The organism is Spiroplasma syrphidicola EA-1, from assembly GCF_000400955.1.
GTDB classification, from domain to species: Bacteria; Bacillota_I; Bacilli_A; order Mycoplasmatales; family Mycoplasmataceae; genus Spiroplasma; species Spiroplasma syrphidicola.
The window spans coordinates 1,006,571-1,022,232 of the sequence record NC_021284.1 but is presented as its reverse complement, the minus strand read 5'-3'; the positions used below and the strand labels follow the sequence as shown (position 1 = coordinate 1,022,232).

At 25.8% G+C, this 15,662-nt stretch carries 13 protein-coding genes and 1 CRISPR repeat array (1 of these 14 cut by a window edge); all 13 genes read left to right on the top strand.

What is annotated here, in order from left to right:
• Nucleotides 1-211: 211 nt before the first annotated feature.
• The 13 genes from SSYRP_RS04820 to SSYRP_RS04760 all read left to right on the top strand — a co-directional run bounded on the left by SSYRP_RS04820 (nt 212) and on the right by SSYRP_RS04760 (nt 14,421).
• Nucleotides 212-1,000, top strand: coding sequence for a TMEM164 family acyltransferase (locus tag SSYRP_RS04820; RefSeq protein WP_016341174.1), 789 nt, complete (start codon nt 212-214; stop codon nt 998-1,000).
• A 195-nt stretch (nt 1,001-1,195) separates the two neighbouring features.
• On the top strand, nt 1,196-2,092 hold the full coding sequence (locus tag SSYRP_RS04815) for a hypothetical protein (protein ID WP_016341173.1): 897 nt from the start codon (nt 1,196-1,198) through the stop codon (nt 2,090-2,092).
• A 779-nt stretch (nt 2,093-2,871) separates the two neighbouring features.
• The gene (locus SSYRP_RS04810) at nt 2,872-3,345 is read left to right on the top strand and encodes a hypothetical protein (protein WP_169336069.1); all 474 of its coding nucleotides are present in this window, start codon (nt 2,872-2,874) and stop codon (nt 3,343-3,345) included.
• Between the two features lie 6 nt (nt 3,346-3,351).
• Nucleotides 3,352-4,461, top strand: a complete 1,110-nt coding sequence (locus SSYRP_RS04805; RefSeq protein WP_016341171.1) for a hypothetical protein — start codon at nt 3,352-3,354, stop codon at nt 4,459-4,461.
• Nucleotides 4,462-4,695: 234 nt separating this feature from the next.
• Nucleotides 4,696-5,133, top strand: coding sequence for a 50S ribosomal protein L11 (gene rplK / locus SSYRP_RS04800; protein WP_016339340.1), 438 nt, complete (start codon nt 4,696-4,698; stop codon nt 5,131-5,133).
• On the top strand, nt 5,133-5,819 hold the full coding sequence (rplA, locus tag SSYRP_RS04795; RefSeq protein WP_016341170.1) for a 50S ribosomal protein L1: 687 nt from the start codon (nt 5,133-5,135) through the stop codon (nt 5,817-5,819). The genes rplK and rplA overlap by 1 nt, the downstream gene beginning before the upstream one ends.
• 197 nt (nt 5,820-6,016) lie before the next feature.
• Entirely contained in the window at nt 6,017-7,171 is a 1,155-nt protein-coding gene (locus SSYRP_RS04790) for an AEC family transporter (protein ID WP_408020052.1), read from the top strand.
• 9 nt (nt 7,172-7,180) lie between these two features.
• Nucleotides 7,181-8,185, top strand: a complete 1,005-nt coding sequence (locus tag SSYRP_RS04785) for an NAD(P)-dependent oxidoreductase (RefSeq protein ID WP_016341168.1) — start codon at nt 7,181-7,183, stop codon at nt 8,183-8,185.
• 324 nt (nt 8,186-8,509) lie between these two features.
• Nucleotides 8,510-10,831: a type II CRISPR RNA-guided endonuclease Cas9 gene (gene cas9, locus SSYRP_RS04780; protein ID WP_016341167.1), complete on the top strand. Its 2,322-nt coding sequence runs from the start codon at nt 8,510-8,512 to the stop codon at nt 10,829-10,831.
• A 91-nt stretch (nt 10,832-10,922) separates the two neighbouring features.
• Nucleotides 10,923-11,801 (top strand): hypothetical protein, encoded by an 879-nt coding sequence (locus SSYRP_RS04775; RefSeq protein ID WP_016341166.1) that lies wholly within the window; start codon nt 10,923-10,925, stop codon nt 11,799-11,801.
• 188 nt (nt 11,802-11,989) lie between these two features.
• Nucleotides 11,990-12,931 carry a type II CRISPR-associated endonuclease Cas1 gene (gene cas1 / locus SSYRP_RS04770; RefSeq protein ID WP_016341165.1) on the top strand — a complete coding sequence of 314 codons (942 nt, stop codon included), beginning with the start codon at nt 11,990-11,992 and terminating at the stop codon, nt 12,929-12,931.
• A complete protein-coding gene (gene cas2 / locus SSYRP_RS04765; protein WP_201763889.1) occupies nt 12,918-13,250 on the top strand; it encodes a CRISPR-associated endonuclease Cas2 in 333 nt (110 codons plus the stop codon). Before cas1 ends, cas2 begins: the two co-directional genes overlap by 14 nt.
• A 1-nt stretch (nt 13,251) precedes the next feature.
• Nucleotides 13,252-14,421, top strand: a complete 1,170-nt coding sequence (locus SSYRP_RS04760) for an OLD family protein (protein WP_016341163.1) — start codon at nt 13,252-13,254, stop codon at nt 14,419-14,421.
• 27 nt (nt 14,422-14,448) lie between these two features.
• A CRISPR array of direct repeats spans nt 14,449-15,662; the repeat unit is 36 nt; unit sequence GTTTTAGTCGGCTGTCATTTTATTGTAGAATATAAC (it continues 606 nt past the right edge of the window).

Genomic DNA, 15,662 nt, shown 5'->3' with positions numbered 1-15,662 from the left:
AAACTTACTGGTAAAAAACAAAATTAAATTGTAAATTAATTTTTTAATGTACTATAATTACCTTAAATATCACTTGTATTAACCTATTAGCAATATCAAAAATTATTAATTACAAGGGAGCAGATAAAATGATGATAAAACAAATTAGTTTAGTTTTAGAACAAAATATTTTTTTGGGGATCAAGAAGATAAGGGATAAACTAGCAGACTAATGACAATTTTTTATTGATTAATTGCTCTTGTTCTAATCATTTTTGCTTGCTTATCATTAAATATGTTTCCAAAATTTTATGCTAAAACTGCCGAAAAAATTTATTTACGACTAATTGTTTCTCTGCTTGTTGTTATAGTTCAACTTTCTCATTTTATTAGTTATGCAATGGAAAAAGGATTTGACAATATTATTTCCTATTTTTATTTGCAAGTTTGTACAATTACAAGTTTTGCTTTAATAATTTTATTGATTTATCCAAAAAAAATTTTCTTAGAATGTTTTGCCCCTTTAGCAATTACGGGACCATTATTTGCTTTAGCAGTACCATTAGAATATTATCCAAGTAGTTTTTGATACTATGAATATTATTTTGGTCATGGCGTTATTACTTATGGTTATTTATATGTTTATTGATATGGAATCACTAATTATAAATTTGACCGTCATACTGTTTTCAGATCGGCAGTTACCTTAGTTATTATTTATTTATGTGCGGAGTTATTTAACAACTATTTTGGAACCCAATATATTTTAGATACCTATTGATATATGGCTCGATTATTCCCAGAAGGATGACATATGAAGGACTGGCCTCGCCCAGCTATTACAGCTGTTTTCTTATTTGTAATTGGCCCAGTTGTTATTCTAATTGGGGTTTTACCATTACGGTTTTTTAAACCAATCTATGATTTGCAACAAAAACAGTTTTTACATCCAACATGATCAAATATTCTGTGGGGTAAAATTAAAAAAAGAAAAATGATCGAGGAAAAAGAATCTTGTTAAGATAAGGATTTAGTTTATAAAAACAAAAATAATTTTGTTGCTTCTAATTTTTAATTATTTTTTATATTAATAAATAAGCTTAATATCATTCTTATTAATCTATAAAATAATGATTTATATCGATAACTAAATGCCAAGATATTTTTATCACTAATTAGGTGGGTTTTGGTTAGGCTCACGAAAGGACTTGTTAGAATGAAAACTTTGTTAATTATTTTATCTTCTTTAACAATTGGTGCATCAGGAGTTTTGACTGCTATTAAATCGGGAACAGATAATCAAAAACAAGAAGAACAAAAATTTAGTCTTAATTTTTCAAATGTTGATTTAAACAGTATTGAAAATTATTTTACTGAAAAAGATTTGAATTTGTATAGAGAATTTGGCCAAACGATTAATTTGAAAACAGATTTAAAAAAAATGAATGAAAAAGCTAAACTTGAAGCAGTTAAATTTATTCATAGTATTAAAGATAAAAATTTAACATGAGAACAATTCCAACAAAGTATTAGTAAAAAAGCTCAATATTTTAATGGAAAAGATAATTATAAAATTCCTAATAATATTAATACTAAAATAGAATTTAATAACATTTCATTAAATCAAAAAAATTTTTCTTATATTAGCACATATAATAGTACACAGAGATTAGGTATCAATAATGTAAATGAGGCTAAGAATGTTTTAACTAAATTTGATAAAGACTTATTAACTGCACAAAATTCTTTGGCAACACTTTCAGCCCTTGCCGGCGTTGCGGCAGCAGGCTTTTGAGCGGCTGCATGATGGTTCGGGATTAGTATTCCTTGAGCTATTGCTGCTACAGCAATTTCTGCTTCTTTTGGCGTTGCGGCAGCAGGTATTGGGTTTTACCGTAGTAAACATAATTTAAGTCCTGGAATCATTAATGCTGCAACTTGGGCATGACAAATCCGAACAATTGCGTCATCCTTTAAAGACATTGTCTATCCAATTTTAGCAGCATCAGAAACAGTAGTAGCATCATCATCATGGGCTTTTCCAGCTGCAACAGCTGCGCTTGCAGTTATTTTAGTTATTTATGCTTGAGTATCAGAATTTACTAGTGTTTAATATAATTTAACAAATTAAAGCAACTTAAATTAAAAATAATATTTTATTAAGTTTATTGGTCTTTTTATTTTTCTGGAAACATTTAATATTACAAAAGATACCAGATTAAGCTAAAAAATAAAATTAATTTTATAATTGAAAACTAGAATTTGCAATTAAATTTTAGTTTTTATATTATAATTTAAATAAATATCAACATTATAAAATAGTATTAATTCATAAAATAAATTTATTTATTGGTATTAAAAGTTTATTTGATTTAAAAATAAAATATAATTCAATTAATAAATATTATCGAAGAGAATATAAAAATTGTAATAAAAAAATTAACAATTTAATAAATATAATCTTTTAATAAAATTAGAGGGAAGATCGATAAAATTTATTAAATACATTTTAAAGTTTGGGAATATATGTTACTGTAAGAAAATTAAAAATTAATTCTGATATTGATTTAAAACGAAAATTGAAGGTAAAAATATTTGTATTTTTTAATAGTTCTTATTTTGAAATATTAAGATACTAAAATAATAAATAGATAGGGGTGTATGTATATAATGAACAGTTCAATTAATATTAATGATAATGTTTTAGCAAAAGCAATTATTAATTTTGTCTGAAATATATTAATTTTGTTTGTACCTTCCTCATTAATTTCGTTTTTAGGTATAAGATCTGAATTATATATTAATTTAATAATTACTTTTCTTCCAAGTTTTATTTATATAATATATGTAGGGACTATAATAATATATAGATATTTTAGAGTTAAAAGATATTTGCAATCAATTCTTTTAGAAAAAAATTATTTAGGCAAAGGTTTTTATTTTTTGGATTTAACATCTTTTATTAAAAATAATGATAAAAACAATGATAGTATTTCTGAAAATGAATTGTCTATTTATAAATCTTCATTTGAATCACGTATAAAAATAAAATATAAATTATCAACAAATTCTCTAATAGTTTATACAATAAATAAATCATATAATCAGGATAGTAGCACATCAAAATCAAAATTTAGTCATTTAGAGTTTGACCCGGATAATCATAATAATTTCAATATTTTTTATGCTTTTTCAAATAATTCAAACAAATTAGCTGATTTAAATTCAAATAAAATTCATAAATTATCTGATTTTATTGGATACGCTAAAATTAGTATAATTAATAAAAAAATAGTCTCTTTTTCTTATGTTTCTGATTTTATTAATAGGTTTTCATTTGGAAACTATGTTTTAGAAGAGGAGTAAAATAAAATGAATAATGAATTGATGATCCCAACTATTTCAGATATGATTACTAGAAGTGATACACCTGAATATATTAAAGACACTATAAAAAAAATTAGAAATATTATTGAATATGATATTGAAGTATACAATTTATTGTATTTAAATAATTTAATTAAAGAAAAAGACAGAAAAAATAATAAAAATCCAATAGAAATTAAATTTCATGGTTCTTATAATAGGCATACAGGATCATTTTTCTTTAGAAAAATAGAGCAAAGTGACATTGATATGTATTTAAAAATAGGAGACTATTACTCAAGCCCATCGATTTTTAAGAATAGAAATCAAGTGGATAAAAATTTTAATGAGTTCAAAGATCAATGAAGTTCTGGAATTTATAATAATTTTTGATTTAATAATGATGATGGCGGAATTTCTTATATTCCAATTAGTCATTTTGCAAAGTTTAAGAGAGATTTAACTAATTATCTTATAAAAACATTAAAAAATAATTGCGAAGTTCAGGATTCTAATAAGGTCATAAAAATTAGAACGGGTAATTTAACAATTGAATTAGCAATTTGTGGTGCGTTTTGTTTACAATTGAAAAATAGTTTTAAAGGCTTTGAATTAGTTAAGAAAATTAAAAAATATTTTAAAGATAAAGAATCTAATGGTGAGTATCTATTTAGCGAAGACAATAATTCTTTGACTATATATGGTATAAATGTTATTACATCTGATTTAAAAGAAATTCAAAATTTTCCGATATTAAATGAAAAATTTATCAGATTAAAAAATTCTGCAACAGATGGTTGATTTTCTAGCTATGTAAGATTTTTTAAAAATTTTATAAAATTTATTAACTTAAATACAGAGGAAAAAATACCATTGTCTTCATTTCATATTGAATGTATATTGTATAATATTAATGATAAATTTTTCCTTGCCTTAAATAGCGAAAATGCAAAATATTATTTAAAAAATATTGTTTTAGAAATATTAAATACTTCTGAAAATGATTTCAAATATATAAACGAAATTAATGATTTAATTAGAATTAATAAAAAAATTAGTTATTTTGATTTTAAAGAATCTATGTTAATTATTCAAAAATATATAAAAAGTTATTAGTAATATTGTTGTCTTAGTAACAAACAAAATTAGTTCAAGATGTAAGGTACCATAGACATTTAAGATTATCTAGGTTTTTAAATATATTTGCATTTCTCCTGATTTCTTGTTATATTTATATAGGCACTTATTTTAAATAAGTATTTTTACTGAACAAAATGTGCTTAAATGTGGTAGCAAATTATTTATTTGCGTTAGGACCACAGCGAGAATGCAAACAAGGAGGAATTGCTCGTGGCAAAAATTACAAGAATTGCAAAATTAGAGTTTAATGCAGGGCAGGCAAAACCAGGGCCAGAATTGGCTTCATTGGGAATTAATATGCCTCAATTCTGTACACAATTCAATGATGCAACAAAAGACCGAATGGGAGATGTTGTTCCCGTTGTTATTACAGCGTTTGACGATAAGTCATTCAAATTTGAGTTAAAAACAACTCCAGCAGCGATTTTATTAAAAAAAGCAGCTAAAATTCAAAAAGGATCACCAAAAGCGAAAGAACAAAAAGTGGCTACAATTACCGCGGATGATGTGCGTAAAATTGCCGAATATAAATTAGTTGATTTAAATGCAAATGATGTTGAAGCAGCAATGAAAATTATTGCGGGAACTGCTCGTAATATGGGAATTGTCGTTGAAGGAATGCCTTCAAATGAAGGGAAGAAAGCATAATGGCTAAATTTGGAAAAAAATATAACCAAGCAGTAAAATTAGTAGAAGCTAATAAACCTTATCCAATTTTAGAAGCTTTAGAACTTGCAAAAAAAACTTCAACAACTAAATTTGACGCAACAGTGGAAGTCGCTTTTAACTTAAATGTAGATCCTCGTCATGCTGACCAACAAATTAGAGGGGCTGTTGTTTTACCAAAAGGAACAGGGAAAACTCAAAAAATCTTAGTTTTAACTAATACAAAAGAAGCTGATGCAAAAGCAGCAGGAGCAGATTTTGTTGGTGGGAAAGACTTAATTGAAAAAATTCAAAAAGAAAACTGATTTGATTTTGATGTTATTATCGCAACACCAGACATTATGGCTGAATTAGGTAAAATTGGGAAAATTTTAGGGCCAAAAGGTTTAATGCCAAACCCTAAAACTGGAACAGTAACACCAGATGTTAAAAAAGCCGTTGAAGATGTTAAAAAAGGGAAAGTTGAATACCGTGTTGATAAAAACGGGAATATTCATGCGATCGTTGGAAAAACATCATTTGCAACCGATGCTTTAAAAGATAACTATGATGTTATTTTTGATACAATCCGTCGTGCTAAACCAGCTGCTGTTAAAGGAGCATATATTAAAAATATTGCTGTTTCAACAACAATGGGGCCAGGAATCAAAGTTTTAATTGAATTATAATTCTAAAATAAAAAATTACTAAAATATTTTTAGTAATTTTTTATTTTTTATCCAAGTTTTAATCAAATTGAAGCATATAATATATTTAAGTACCAAAACGTACCAAATTTATTAAAAAGTTTTAAGAAAAGGAGACAAGATATGCAGTGATATCTACAAGCAGATGTGGGCAAAGCAGTTGCAACAACTTTGCAATCATGAGCTTTTTGAAGCGCAATCTTAGCAACCATGTTTGTTATTTTTTAGGTTGATTTTTAACAAAACGGGGAACTTTTAAGAAAGACTGAGAAGCAGTATTAATTAAAGTGGTAATGGTCGTAGGCCTACCAGCCTTAGCATTTAATGGATTTATGAGTGATACTTCAGTTGGGGAAGTTAAAACCCAATTAGCTATTTTATTAGTTGGATTTTTATTTTATATAATATTGGGGATTATAGCAAAGTATTTTTACATTAAATACGAAAAAGATGTTCGTGATGCACTAACTATGTCTACAGTATTTGCCTCAACAACATTTTTTGGAATTCCAATTGTTACAGCTTTATTCGGGAATGAATCATCGGTACCAGCCAATATTTTTAATATTCCGTACCGTGTTTTCCTGTACTCATTAGGATTTATTGTGATGAGTAAATCAGTTGCCCCATTAATCGCAACTGAAGTGCAAACAGTTAAAACAACAATTGTTGATGTTGGGCAAAACAGTGTGATGGCCCAACAAACAGTTGGGGAAATTAAAGCAGCAAAGAAAAAAGCTGTTGTAACAAATTTAAAACAAATCTTTTTAAACCCAATTTTAATTGCAACATTAATTGGTTTTACCTTCTGAGTAACCCAATTAATTCCAGGAATTAAAGTTGTCCCTGATCAGATAAAGATTGGTTCAGGAAAATTGTTCTCACCATTACGATTAGACAATACTTTCCCACCATTATTTAAAATAACAAAAACATTAGAAGGAATTTGTACTCCATTAGCATGATTAGCAATTGGGATTACATTAGCAAAAGGGAACTTTAAAGAAGCAATGGCTGATAAAAAAGTATGATATGGGACAATGATGAAAGTTATTTTTGCCCCAACCGTTGGGCTATTATTAACAATTGTTTTTGCTGCTATTGGAAAAACAACAGGAGCATGACATTTAGACACAATTGGTTTATCAGTAATTGTGATTATGTTAGCAGCCCCACCAGCTTCGGTTATTGTGGCTTATTCAATTAACTATAAAAAACAACCACTATTAACAAGTAATTTAACATTAACAGCAACCTTGTTCTCAATTATCGTGTTACCAATTTGAGTAATTGTAACAACGGCAATTGGAGCAACAAGCTTATTTACATACTAGGAGGTTTAGATGAGCAATAAGATTAAAATGGTATGTTATGGGGTCCGTAAAACAGAACGCCCATTATTTGAAGAACTTAATAAAAACTATGGTTATGATTTAACATTATTAGAAGAATATTTAACAAAAGATAATATTGCAACAGCGAAGGGTCATGATGCTGTCATGGTGCGGGCTAATTGTGATTGTAAAACCGAAAACTTGCTAAAAATGCAAGAGTATGGCATTAAATATTTATTAACAAGAACAGTGGGTTATAATCACATTGATTTAGATAAAGCCCATGAATTAGGATTTAAAATGGCTTATGTGCCAGGGTATTCACCAAATGCGGTCAGTGAATTAGCGGTTGCAATGGGGAATGCGTTATTACGAAACTTATTTTATATGGCTGACCGCCAACATCATACTAATTTTAAAGTTGATGACTTTATGTTTGCCAAAGAAATCCGTAATTCAACAATTGGAATTATTGGGACAGGACGAATTGGGGTAGAAGCGGCGAAAGCATGAGCTGGAATGGGGGCAAAAGTCTTAGGATATGATGTTTACCAAAGCGAACATGCGAAAGAAGTATTAACTTATGTTGATTTAGATACCTTAATTAAAGAAAGTGATTTAATTTCATTACATTGTCCTTATATTAAAGAACAAAATCATCATTTAGTTAATAAAGACTTTTTAGGAAAAATGAAACCAGGATCAGTTTTAATTAATGCAGCTCGTGGGCCTTTAGCGGATTTAGAAGCCGTTTATGAAGCGGTTAAGAGTGGGCATTTAAAAGGAGCAGGGTTAGATGTATTAGAAAATGAAGGAGCAGTTTTCTTCAAAGACTTTAATGGTCAACCAACTCCCGATACAATTACTAATAAATTATTAGAATTATATCCTCGCGTTATTATTACACCCCACATTGGTTCTTATACTGATGAAGCTGTTAAAAATATGATTGAAATTACGTATGAAAATTTAAAAGTTATTCTTAGTGGCGAAGACTGTAAGAATAAAATTTAAATAAATTTTTAACATATAAAAAATACCTTTAAATAAGGTATTTTTTATATGTTAAAAATTATTAATTAAAAAGAATTTTAATTAATAGAAAAAGATTTTTTTTGTTATAATAAAGTCAAATAGCAACTATATCAAAATATAATTTTAGTAAAAATAATTTAATATCTTATTTATATTATTTATTAGTTTTGCGTAGTTAAATAAATATTTAAATTAAGTTTTTCCTAGTCTAATAAAAAATTAAATAATGTTTATCTTATCTGTAACTATAATTTTAATTTGTAGTTGAAATTTAAAAATTATATATTATTTATAGGAGGTTTTATGAATTATAAAAAACTAATACTAGGTTTGGATCTAGGAATTGCTTCATGTGGTTGAGCAGTAACTGGCCAAATGGAAGACGGAAATTGAGTTTTAGATGATTTTGGGGTTAGACTATTCCAAACCCCAGAAAATTCAAAAGATGGTACAACTAATGCGGCCGCTCGCCGTTTAAAACGAGGAGCAAGAAGATTAATTAAGCGAAGAAAAAATCGAATTAAAGATTTAAAAAACTTATTTGAAAAAATTAATTTTATTAATAAAGCATCATTAGATAAATATATTAATGAACACAGTGCAACTAATTTGGTAGAAGATTTTAATAGACATGAATTATATAATCCATATTTTTTAAGAAGTATAGGGATTACAGAGAAGTTAACAAGGGAAGAATTGGTTTGGTCATTAATTCATATTGCAAACAGAAGAGGTTATAAAAATAAATTTGCTTTTGATATTGAGGGTGATGGAAAAAAACGAGAAACAAAATTAGATGAAGCGATTAGTAATGCATTAATTAGTTCAAATTTAACCATATCACAAGAAATAGTTAGAAATAAAAAATTTCGTGATGCTAAAAATAAAAAAGCTCTTTTAGTTAGAAATAAAGGTGGAAAAGAAGGAGAAAATAATTTTCAATTTCTTTTTGCTCGTGATGATTATAAAAAGGAAGTGGATTTATTATTAGCAAAACAAGCTAAGTTTTATCCAGAATTAACAGAAGAAATAAGGGCTAAAGCTGCTGATATTATATTTCGCCAGAGAGATTTTGAAGATGGACCAGGACCAAAAAAACAGGAATTACGGGAAATATATAAAAAAGAAAATAAACAATTTTCCAAAAACTTTACACAATTAGAGGGACGATGTACTTTTTTAAGAGAGCTTTCTGTTGGTTATAAATCATCTATTTTATTTGATTTATTTCATATTATTTCTGAAGTTTCAAAAATATCTAAATATATTGAAGAAAATGATCAATTAGCGCAAGATATTATTTCCTCATTTTTATATAATGAGGCGGGTAAAAAAGGAAAGACACTTTTAAAAGAAATATTAAAAAAACATCATATCAATGATGATATTTTTGATACAAATGCCTATAAAAATATTGATTTTAAAACTAATTATTTAAATTTATTAAAAGAAGTATTTGGCAATGATGTATTAAAAAATTTAAGTTTAAATAGATTAGAAGATAATATTTATCATCAATTAGGATTTATTATTCATACAAATATTACCCCTGAACGAAAAGAAAAAGCGATTAATCAGTGATTGCTAGAAAATAATATTATACTTGCTAAAGAAAAATTAAACATTTTATTAAAACCTAATTCAAGTATTTCAACAACAGTAAAAACTTCATTTAAATGAATGAGTATTGCCATTTCAAATTTTTTAAAGGGAATTCCATATGGTAAATTCCAAGCCCAATTTATTAAAGAAGATAATTTTAAATTACCCGAATCATATGCAAAACAATATCAAAAATACTTAACGGGCGAAAAAACTTTTGAAATGTTTGCTCCAATTATTGATCCTGATTTATGGCGGAATCCGATTGTTTTTAGAGCAATTAATCAAGCCCGAAAAGTTATTAAAAAATTATTTGAAAAATATACTTTTATTGATCAAATAAATATTGAATTGACACGAGAAATGGGGCTTTCTTTTAGTGACCGTAAAAAAGTTAAAGAACGCCAAGATGATAGCTTAAAAGAAAATGCTAAGGCCAAAGAATTTTTAATGGCTAATGGTATTATTGTTAATGATACAAATGTATTAAAATATAAATTATGAATCCAACAAAATAAAAAATCGCTCTATTCGGGCAAAGAAATTACAATTGCTGATTTAGGGGCATCAAATGTCTTGCAAATTGACCATATTATTCCATATTCAAAATTAGCAGATGATTCTTTTAATAATAAAGTTTTAGTTTTTAGTAAAGAAAATCAGGAAAAGGGTAATCAATTTGCTGATCAATATGTTAAGTCATTAGGAACTGAAAACTATAATAACTATAAAAAAAGAGTTAATTATTTATTATTTCAAAATCAAATTAATCAGAAGAAAGCTGAATATTTATTATGTTCAAATCAAAATGAAGAAATATTAAATGATTTTGTCTCTCGTAATTTAAATGATACAAGATATATTACTCGCTATGTAACAAATTGATTAAAAGCAGAATTTGAATTACAAAGTAGATTTGGTCTTGCAAAACCTAAAATTATGACTCTTAATGGTGCAATTACCTCAAGATTTAGAAGAACATGATTAAGAAATTCACCATGGGGGTTAGAAAAAAAAAGTTAGAGAAATTACCCCTTGACATCATGCAATTGATGCAATTGTAATTTCAAATTTTAATAATTTTTCTGAAATTCAATTTGCCAATGATATTGTAATGCTAACAACTTACCGTAATAAATTATCTGATAGCGAATGAAATGAACTTTATAGTCAAGTTTTAAAAAAATGAAAAAATAATAACAACTTATATATTCCAAATGTTGAAAATAGATTATTTTTAATTAAAAATAATAAAAATTCATTAAGTCATTATAGTTTAATTGATAATTTAAGTAATATTATTACTCAACGAATGCCAATAGAATTAACAAAAGAAATTGTTAAACAAGAAATAGTTGATAGAAAAACAAAAGAAAAATATGATGTAAAAATAGCAATTCCAAAATTTGTTTGTGTCAAAGACCCGGATGAATATTTAATTAAAAATAAAGAAATGATTGGCAATATTCGTTATCCTTATGCATCATATAAAATTGATAAAAAAAATTCTGGGGATTTATTAGGCAGTGAATTACCTGTTCCTAAAACAGCTAAAAACTTATATAAAGATGGCGAAGTTAATCATTTAAAATATTTTGTTGATAGTAAAAATACAATTTGAAATAATGAATCTTATGCTTTTTTAAATATTTGGAAAGATGATGGTAAAAAACATGGCTATGACTACGAATTTGTTAAATTTAACAATTATTTCAAAGATAAAGAGAAATTTGTAAATAGAGGCTATAAACTATATAAATCAACCCTAGTGAGATTTATAAGAGATGGAAGATATCATTATAAATATTATCAAGCAAAAATGGGGTCTAAAATTTATTCAAATCTATTAAATACAGTTTTTATTTCTGTTTCTGAAAAAAGTAAAGAAATTTTTACTGTTCAAAACTCTTATGACTCGTTATCAAATTGATTTAATAATTTAGAAATAGTCCAAATTGATATTTTAGGGAATCCAACTTTAGTAAAAATTTAAAAATTTTATTAAAATTATCATCATTTTGTGTTAACATAATAGTGAGTTATGAAAATAATTCATATTCTACAATAAAATGACAGCTGCTAAGATAAACGCTTAGTCGTGTAGGAGGGTCATCCTTATAAAGACCGAGAAAAACCACCTATTTTTAGGTGGTTTTTCTTTATTTTAGGTTAAGAAAGATTATGTCTTGAAGAACACTAATTATTAATAAGTCAAAAAAAATTAATGTAAAAAATAATAATATTTGTGTAACAGATAGTGAAGGTAAAGAAATTTTATTTGCCTTCACTGAAATTAATTCAATAATTTTTGAAAATAACTATACCCTAGTTTCTTGCAATTTATTAGCTAAAATTTGTCAATATAATATTTTTGCTGTTTTTTGTGATGAAATATATGAACCAAGGGGATTATTACTATCAATGTCAAATCATTTTCAGCCTTATGCAGTTTTAAATATGCAACTTAAAATTACAGCAGATTTAAAAGAAAAATTATGAAAAGAAATAATAAAAAAGAAGATATGAAATTCTTCAATTGTTCTTGAAAATGTTACTGATTTTTTTGAAGTTGTTTTAATCCTTCAAAAATATTCCAATGAGGTAATAAATGGAGATTTAACAAATAGAGAAGGTTTAAGTGCTAAAGTTTTTTTTAGAACATTATATGGTAGTGCTTTTATCCGACAAACTGATGATTTAATTAACTCTGCCCTTAATTATGGCTATAAAATTTTAGTTTCCTGTATTTCAAGAACCCTAGTTAAATATGGTTTGATTTTACACTTAGGTATTCATCATATTGGAAAAACAAATCCTTACAATTTATCCTATGATTTTATAGAACCTTTACGCCCACTAGTTGATTACTGAGTTACTAAAAATTTATATACTTTAGATGGGAAATTAACCTATAATCAAAGAATCTCCCTAATTAAATTATTAGATGAAAAAGTTGAAATTGATGGACGAATTATGAATGTCAATAATGCAATTAATTATATGATAAAAAGTTTTATTTCTTGTTTAAAAGACCAAGATGAAAATTTATTAAAATTACCGTCCCTTTTATTAAAAGATAGTAATAATAACGATGAGGAGGAACTTAATAGTGAAGGAGAGTAGGTATCGTCAAATGAGAATGATAGTATTTTATGATTTACCAACTATTGTAAAAATTGATTTAAAAAACTATAATAAATTTCATAAATTTTTAATTAAAAATGGATTTTATATGATTCAATATTCAATTTATTGTAAATTATGCATAAATTTGGATGAAGTTAATAAAAATAATAACAAAATTGATTTAAATAAACCTCCAAAGGGCAATATCCGTATTTTAGTTATCACAGAAAAGCAGTATGAGTCAATAAAAATAATAGTTGGTAGTAAAAGTTACCAAGAAAATTATATGACAACAAGTACAGTGATGGAGTTATAACATGGAATATAAATTAATTAGTTTTAAAGATCAAAATAAAGAAATACAAACATTTAAATTATATGATAATAAACTTTTAATAATGGGGGACAATAATAGTGGTAAAACCCGGCTTTTAAATAAATTAAGTAATGGTTTTTTAGGAAAGGATAGTACTTTTCATATTGATGATAAGCAAATTGGCTTTGGAGATTATCAGGTAGTTTATTTAAAAGAAAAAATGGAATTAGTTGAAGAAATTAAACTAATCAAAACTTCAGATTTTCGAAATAAGTTAATTAAATCAATAAATGAGATTATTTTAAATAACAACAAATATAGTCAAACTTTAGATTTAATTAAGAAAATTAATGATTTATTTAATTTCCTTTTATTAGAAACTGATTTAATTTCTAATAATAATACATTAATTAATTCTTCATTACTTTTAAAATCAAATTTTTCTAATGTTTCTATTGAGGGATTTATTGATAAATTATTAAAGTTTGATATTTATAATAATGAAGAGTTATTAATTGATGCAACTAAGTATAGTTCATATCATTTAAGAATATTGTTATTAAATATTTTAGTTAAATATAGTGATATAAATGATAAACTTCGTCCTGTAGTTTTTATTATTGATCAGCCGGAGTTATATGGTACTATTAATTCTTTGTGACAGTTAATTAATGACATTAAAAATTTAATTAATGAAAAAAGCATAACTATTTTAGCTTCAAATTGCCCAATTTTATATAATTTTTTTATAGATGAATTAGAACAAGTTGTATTTTTAAAAAATAATAAAATTAATTCATTTGAATTTATAAAGTCAATAGTTGCAAAAACAATTTCTATTTATGCATTTTTAGATTCAGATAGTTGTGAATATGAAGTTTTTCTAAAAGATTTAAGTTATGTTTTAACAGACGAAGATATAGTATTTGAAAAAAATAAGTATTTAAAAAATAATATGTTTTTTATTTTGCATGCTATAAATTGTAAAAAATTATTTTTAAAAATATCCGCTATTAATTTGTTTAATATTACAAATGATATGTTTTGTTTAGAATTAAGTAAAGAAAATATAATTTTTGTCTACTTATTCTTAAAAAATTTGGATATAGAACTTATATTAGAAAATGATATAAAGATTTTTTTTGATAAATGCAATTGGCTATTTAATTAATACTTTTTTTGATATAATAAATTTGAGGTTTTAGTCGGCTGTCATTTTATTGTAGAATATAACTTGATGTATATGGATCAAACAATGGTCTTAGTTTTAGTCGGCTGTCATTTTATTGTAGAATATAACGAAAATATAAATAATTATGTTGAAGATTTCGTTTTAGTCGGCTGTCATTTTATTGTAGAATATAACTGCTTATGTTGTTCCATATATTGAAAGTGGGTTTTAGTCGGCTGTCATTTTATTGTAGAATATAACTTATTTGATAAATATCAATTTGAAATGTTAGTTTTAGTCGGCTGTCATTTTATTGTAGAATATAACTCAAGCAATAGATATATAACAGGATCAACAGGTTTTAGTCGGCTGTCATTTTATTGTAGAATATAACATTTAATGCCAAGTGATGTTGATGATATTAGTTTTAGTCGGCTGTCATTTTATTGTAGAATATAACAATCCATCCATAATAATAGCTTCATTAGGGGTTTTAGTCGGCTGTCATTTTATTGTAGAATATAACACATCACATACTATACTAGCAAGTAGTTAGGTTTTAGTCGGCTGTCATTTTATTGTAGAATATAACTAGTTTTTCACAAGGAGGAGTAGCTTATACGTTTTAGTCGGCTGTCATTTTATTGTAGAATATAACAAAATAAGTATGATAAGATAAAAGGGTCAAGTTTTAGTCGGCTGTCATTTTATTGTAGAATATAACTTGGAGCATTTGATTATTCAAATACTACAAGTTTTAGTCGGCTGTCATTTTATTGTAGAATATAACATATTATGGATAATACTTTTAATAAAGATTGTTTTAGTCGGCTGTCATTTTATTGTAGAATATAACGATTCCAATGAATGAAACAACTTATGGAGAGTTTTAGTCGGCTGTCATTTTATTGTAGAATATAACAAAATACTGTTTATATGATTGATAAAATTGGTTTTAGTCGGCTGTCATTTTATTGTAGAATATAACACGACTTAATTTTGTTAAAGTAGTAATTTCTGTTTTAGTCGGCTGTCATTTTATTGTAGAATATAACATGAAAAGCTTTAACGACTTACGAAATATGGTTTTAGTCGGCTGTCATTTTATTGTAGAATATAACTACAGTTAGATTAAATGGTGTAATGCCAATGTTTTAGTCGGCTGTCATTTTATTGTAGAATATAACTATTGATTGGTGGTGTTATTGCCACAATCGGTTTTAGTCGGCTGTCATTTTATT